The 5,878-nt window shown below is 56.6% G+C and carries 6 protein-coding genes; all 6 read left to right on the forward strand.

The annotated features are described in order from the left end of the window. Nucleotides 1–928 (forward strand): c-type cytochrome (locus ACU0FH_RS08140; protein ID WP_446194169.1); only part of this gene is annotated, 928 nt, incomplete at its 5' end. A gap of 240 nt (nucleotides 929–1,168) precedes the next feature. Further along, on the forward strand, nucleotides 1,169–1,789 hold the full coding sequence (locus tag ACU0FH_RS08145; protein ID WP_093743705.1) for a cation transporter: 621 nt from the start codon (nucleotides 1,169–1,171) through the stop codon (nucleotides 1,787–1,789). A 204-nt stretch (nucleotides 1,790–1,993) separates the two neighbouring features. Beyond that, nucleotides 1,994–2,428 carry a CBS domain-containing protein gene (locus ACU0FH_RS08150; protein WP_067631023.1) on the forward strand — a complete coding sequence of 145 codons (435 nt, stop codon included), beginning with the start codon at nucleotides 1,994–1,996 and terminating at the stop codon, nucleotides 2,426–2,428. Between the two features lie 133 nt (nucleotides 2,429–2,561). Continuing rightward, nucleotides 2,562–3,515 (forward strand): cation diffusion facilitator family transporter, encoded by a 954-nt coding sequence (locus ACU0FH_RS08155; RefSeq protein WP_093743706.1) that lies wholly within the window; start codon nucleotides 2,562–2,564, stop codon nucleotides 3,513–3,515. Between the two features lie 302 nt (nucleotides 3,516–3,817). Then, nucleotides 3,818–4,216: a hypothetical protein gene (locus ACU0FH_RS08160; protein ID WP_169306094.1), complete on the forward strand. Its 399-nt coding sequence runs from the start codon at nucleotides 3,818–3,820 to the stop codon at nucleotides 4,214–4,216. 777 nt (nucleotides 4,217–4,993) lie between these two features. Next, nucleotides 4,994–5,746 (forward strand): hypothetical protein, encoded by a 753-nt coding sequence (locus ACU0FH_RS08165; protein WP_446194170.1) that lies wholly within the window; start codon nucleotides 4,994–4,996, stop codon nucleotides 5,744–5,746. The last annotated feature ends 132 nt before the right edge of the window (nucleotides 5,747–5,878 follow it).

A 5,878-nucleotide genomic window follows, 5' to 3' on the forward strand; every position in this document is an offset into this window, starting at 1 on the left:
AACGCAAGATCGCGACGATGAGGTCTGGGCACAGGTCGCCTTCTTGCGGGCACTTCCCGGCATGACGCTAGGCCAGTACGCCGAGTTGGCCTTGCGCGGTGAGCCGACGGGCATTGATTTCGCGCAAGGCGCCGAATCCGCCGCTGCACCAGACGGCGTTGTTGAAAACGCGCTCGCGGATTGTGCCCTTTGCCACGGACGCGATGGCTTGGGTCAAGTAGACGAAGAGGCGGAGAACGCATTTCCTGCCATCGCCGGTCAGCCCGCGCCGTATCTATATGCCACGCTGCGCGCGTTCGCACTCGGAAAGCGACGAAGCGGCTTCATGGAGCTCCCCGCGAGCCGCTATGAACCGAAGGTGCTTGAAGCGCTTGCGCGCTATTTCTCGGAGCAACCGAATCCGGCTCTGGCAACAGTCGCAGGTTCCGGAGCGGAGTTTCGAAGCGCAACCACTGACCTTCCCACCGATAGCAATGCCGTGGACAGCCCTCTCGTTGCCAGAAGTCCAGAACCATTCGTACCGCCGTTGTCCTCCTGGCAGGACGAAGCCGGAATCCTGGAAAGAGAAGATGATGTTTCTAATCCCATGACCCCGACAGCAGCGCCCGCGGGTCTCGTCACTCCAAGGGAAGGATTGCTCGAATTTGGAAGACGCATCGCTGTCGAGGGAGTCAGACCGTTAAAAATTCCTGCCTGCCAAAGCTGCCACGGCCGGTTAGCGCGGGGAAATAACCCCTATTACCCCTATCTTGAGGGCCAGCCCGAATGGTATCTTTCGGAGCAACTCAGCCTTTGGCAACAGAGGAAGCGGGGCGGCACTGTATATTCACACATTATGTCCGAAATCGTGCAAAACATGAGCGATAATCAAATTGCAGCAGTTGCCGCCTGGTACGCTGAACAACCTCACGTGCGCAGGCGCAAGTAAAGTGGCCGGAGCGCTCCAAAGACCCTTAGGGTGCGACAGCGTCAGTAGTTCGCAAGTCCAATGGAATAGGTACAGATGTCACGGTCTTGCAATGCCAGCTTCCGTTTCGTGACAACACATCAAAAGGCGGAGCCTGAACCGTCGTTGCGGAACGGCGACATCGCCTAGATGCAGATTGGGAACCAAATAACCGCTTGCGCGTTCTTGTTGAACTGAAATTAGTATTTTTGGACTTCGCGAATGGTACAGCGGCAGGACGCATCGGAAAGAAGCACACTCTGGATCGTCCTGGGTCTCAACATCGGGCTGGCAGTCGCTTTCTTCGCATCGGGTGCATTCGGCGATTCAAGTGCGCTTATCGCCAATGGCCTCGACAACCTGTCGGACAGTTTCGTCTACGCGATTAGCCTCCTTGCGCTGTCCCGTTCCGCTAAGTGGAAACGCGGAGCGGCGAATGTTTCGGGCGGCCTACTGATCCTCTTCGCCCTTGGCATCCTTTATGACGCCTGGCGCCGCTACGTCGACGGATCGGATCCTCTTGGCACAATCATGATTGTCATGGCGCTGATAGCGGCGGCCATCAACGCGCTTTGCGTCTGGCTGTTGGCGCGGATTCGCGATCCGGACGTAAACATCCGAGCGGCGAATACGTTCAGCTGGAACGACTTCGCGGCTAATCTCGGAATCGTCGTCGGAGGCGGGGTCGTGGCCTGGCTCGGAACTAACTGGCCGGACCTTGTCGTGGGCGTGATCGTCGCCGGTATCGCGGCCTGGGGTGGAGTCGGAATCCTGAGAGACGCACATGGTGAACACCACAAGGCGGTGCACGATGACGGTAAGGCAAGTGAGGACATCGCCTGAAATCGGGGCTTGAAGCTACAGTGACCGTAGCAACTACATTTCCTTGGAAGCGATCCGACGAGAAACCAGCACTCCAAGTATTGAAAAATCCAAATTGTGGCTGCTGCACCGCTTGCGCGGAAACTCGCTGCTCAGCGCAATGAAAGGAACTTGAACACCCGTCTTTCGGTTTCCACGCTAGTAACCAAAACAAGGAGTAAGATCATGCAAGTTCACGAAATCATGACCAGCAATCCAACATGTTGTAGTACCGACACTACGATTCAGGAGGCCGCAAAGCTGATGGATGAAAAGTCGGTCGGCGCGATTCCCGTGATCAATGACGCCGGTGAGCCGGTCGGCATCATTACGGACCGCGACATCTGCTGTGGTGCCGTCGCAGAGGGAAAGGCAGCCGACACGCCGGTTTCTGACGTCATGTCGGATGACCTCCTGACAGTCTCACCTGATGAGGACGTTAAAAGCTGTTGCAGCAAGATGGAAGAAAAACAGGTGCGCCGCAGCGTGGTTACAGACGAAAGCGGCAAATGCTGTGGGATCGTGGCTCAAGCGGACGTGGCACGGGAAGCCGACGGCGCGGAAACAGCCGAATTGGTGCAGGAAGTGTCGCAGCCAGAGAAGAGTTCTGGCTGCTGCTGACCCAATGGCGCATGGGATCCCGAGTGACCGAACTTGTTGCGAATAAGTCCGGTCTGGCTGCACATGTTGAAAGGAAGTCAAAACGCGGCGCTTGACCGCGTTTTGATCTGCCGAACAGATAGGAAATTGCCTGATGGCCCACGATCACGCCCATATCGACCCCGAGTCCGGCGACCGTCGAGTCTCCATCTCCATCTGGGCCAACGGTCTTCTGACCGTCGCGCAGATTGTCGGCGGCATCCTATCCGGCAGCCTCGCACTGATCGCGGATGCTCTGCACAATTTCTCGGATATGGCATCGTTGGTGATCGCCTTTGCCGCTCGGAAAATCGCGCGGCGGCCTGCGGACGCGCGCATGACCTTCGGCTATGGGCGGATAGAAATTGTCGCAGCGCTCATCAACTACACGACCCTTATCCTGATCGGCTTCTACCTGATCTACGAGGGTGGCATGCGCATGATCGACCCGCCCGAGGTACAGGGTTGGACGGTGGTGATCCTAGGCGGTGTGGCACTAGTCGTCGACACGTTGACGGCGGTGCTCACCTATTCGATGCAGAAGGGCAGTGCGAACATCCGTGCGCTCTTCCTGCACAACCTATCGGACGCTTTGGCCTCTGTCGCGGTCATCATCGGCGGCTCGCTTATCCTACTCTACGACATGCGATGGGTTGACCCGGCGATCACCATCGGCATCGCTCTCTACATCCTTTACCTCGCCTTCACCGAGATCGGCGGTCCGATTCGGACGCTGATGCTCGGCAGTCCGCCGGACATCGATAATGAAGCCGTCGTTGAGGCGATGCGGCGTGTGGATGGCGTGGCGGAAGTTCATCACGTGCATCTGTGGCAGATGCAGGAGCACGAAGCGGCTTTGGACTGCCACGTCGTGCTGACAGCGGACGGCTGGCGTCAAATCGAAAAAATCAAGACGGCAATCAAGGACCGTCTGAAGGACGATTTTAGCATCGGTCATTCGAGTTTGGAATTTGAGCACGAAGACCGAGCCCATGAGAACGCCGACCTTTACGGTCACGGCAAGCCGGAAGAAGACGAGAAAAACCATGTTAACCAAGACACTGGCTGATCATGACGAGATGATTGCCCTTGTCGGCGAAGGCAAGCTGAGCGAAAGCGATCTGAAACGGATGCACGTCCTGCTTCAGCAGCGTCTGCAAGAGACAAGCAAGCTAGGGCCGAGACCTCAATCTCACGAGGTTCGAAGCCGGCGCATAGTCGCGTTTGGCTCTGTGAATCTGGCCTACTAGGTCAGATAAGAAGATGGTTCCGCGGAGAGGGGTGAGCTTAGCCGGAGCCAATCAATCGGCAAGCTGGATCGTGATCTAGTCCTCCCGCTTCTAAGAACGATTAAGAGGAGGAAGACCTTAAATGGACCCAAAGTTTTCGAAATCCGACGCTACGTGGGGATATATCCTTTCCGCCCAAGGTAGGCCGTCCGCCAAACGACAGCGACAAGAAATTTCGCTGCATGGGGTAATTGAACAGGTTAGGTGTGACCAGTTTGAAGGGCAAACTACGCGTCCTCGAAAGCATCTCATCCAACGAGAGCAACTGCTGCTGTCGGTAAATCAAGGGGATAAGGTCGTTGTGACGGTACCAGAATGCTTGGGATTGTCAGAACGTGACGTGAACTGGTTCTTGACAGAACTCGCCATTCGCGGCGTGCTTCTGTTGGTCCATTCCGGAACGATTGTTGTTGATCCGGGTGGATCGACAAGGGACTTAGCTGCTGCAGCTGGCCGATTTCACAGCAAACTGCGGGCATGACACTGGAACGCGGAGAAACCGCTCAACAGCAATTTCCGCCAGCTTGAGATCCCTCCAGTCGGCGGAGGGTCCAGAATAAGCGCTAAATATTCAGTGCAATAAAAGATACTTATGGACATCACTGATCAAACGCTGCTGCTTGCATTTGGCCTCGGCTTGCTCGGTTTTGTCGAACCCTGCACAATCGGTGCCCATATGCTGTTTCTGGGAAGTCAGAGGACCCGACCGATGGGTCAGCGGCTCAGCGCAGCGTTAATCTTTCTTTTGGCAAGGCTCGCCGTCATGGGCGGGTTTGGCGGTATGATCGTTGTGCTTGGTCAGCGCCTTATCGGGTTGCAGACAGGCGCATGGCTCATTTTCGGTGCGATCTATCTTGGCCTTGGGGTAACGATCCTTGCGGGTTGGGACAAACCAATGCGTCACCGCATCGGGGTCGCGCCGGATCGCTGGAAAATGGCCTCAAGCCCGATGCTTCAAGGGCTGGCGTTCGGACTGAACATACCAGCTTGTGCTGCGCCGATCCTTTTTGGACTTATGGGCACGGCAACAGCGATTGGATCAGCCAGTATGGGTTTTTTTGATGATGGCAGTCTTCGCTCTTGCGCTGTCGCTCCCGTTGATCCCGCTCTCCGTTATCCCTGGTCTTGCACGCCCCCTCGACCGGGTTGCCGTATGGCTGCGGCCTCGACGCTGGTTGCTGGGCGTGATCTTTGTTGGCCTCGGTATCTGGTCGATATGGTTTGGATTGTTTGTTGAGCCTGTGGATTGGAGTGGGACATGACCCCCCGCCGCCGCTTCTGGCATGTGGCAGGCGCAGGCACTGCATTCCAGGCTGGTTCGGCTGCGGTGGACAGTGGAACAGTCATGTCTGCGCTGGTCTTTCAGTTGACAGGCAGCACTATCGCCGCAGGCGCAGTTTCCACAATTCTGCGGCTCGGTTGGCTTCTGCCCCAACTTTTCGTCGGCTATCTCGCCGGTCGCGGTGCGTCCTCAATGCCATTCTACATCGTGGGCGCGTTCGGAAGGACCGCTGCTATTGCTCTGCTCGCAATCGTTCTGTGGACCGGCGCGGTCGCTGGTTGGAGTGATGCCGCGCTTGGTGCTGCGACCCTTGGGCTTTGGGTTCTCTACGCTTTCCTTAGCGGGATCGTGGGCGTTCCTTACAATGACATTGTTGCGCGGTCCGTTTCGTCGGAACGCCGGAGCCGGATGCTCTCGGTCCGTTTTTTCGGCGGCGGCCTCGTAGCACTTCTTATAGCTGTGGTGGCGGACAGGCTTCTGCGAACGCTTGATTTTCCGATTTCCTATGCTGCGGTGCTTGGGATTGCAGCGCTCCTGATGTTGCTCTCGTCCCTCATTTTCACTGCAATGGGAGAGCCTGAGCAGAAAGCACCTTCAAAAGCGGCCACAAGCTTCATGGCCTATTTGCGCGAAGGTGTAATGACGTTCCGGGACGATCCGGTGTTCCGCCGTTTCGTCTTTGCGCAATGGTGCGGAGGCGCTGTTCTCATAGCCGCTCTGTGGTGTTGATTGTCACTGAGAACTGACCCGGTATTTTCACCGAGATTTGACCCACCCTCAGTTATGCGTCGTGGTCTATGATGCGGTCAATGTTTTGGCCTCCTTTGCAGTTTTCTTTGCTACCTCAGAACTGACCTTGAA

It is taken from the genome of Heliomarina sp., assembly GCF_052826185.1.

What these genes read in the sequence shown, in the direction of transcription:
- ACU0FH_RS08160 (WP_169306094.1), top strand. Translation starts at nt 3,818, where the DNA reads ATGGACCCAAAGTTTTCGAAATCCGACGCTACGTGGGGATATATCCTT.
- ACU0FH_RS08155 (WP_093743706.1), top strand. Translation starts at nt 2,562, where the DNA reads ATGGCCCACGATCACGCCCATATCGACCCCGAGTCCGGCGACCGTCGA.
- ACU0FH_RS08150 (WP_067631023.1), top strand. Translation starts at nt 1,994, where the DNA reads ATGCAAGTTCACGAAATCATGACCAGCAATCCAACATGTTGTAGTACC.
- ACU0FH_RS08165 (WP_446194170.1), top strand. Translation starts at nt 4,994, where the DNA reads ATGACCCCCCGCCGCCGCTTCTGGCATGTGGCAGGCGCAGGCACTGCA.
- ACU0FH_RS08145 (WP_093743705.1), top strand. Translation starts at nt 1,169, where the DNA reads ATGGTACAGCGGCAGGACGCATCGGAAAGAAGCACACTCTGGATCGTC.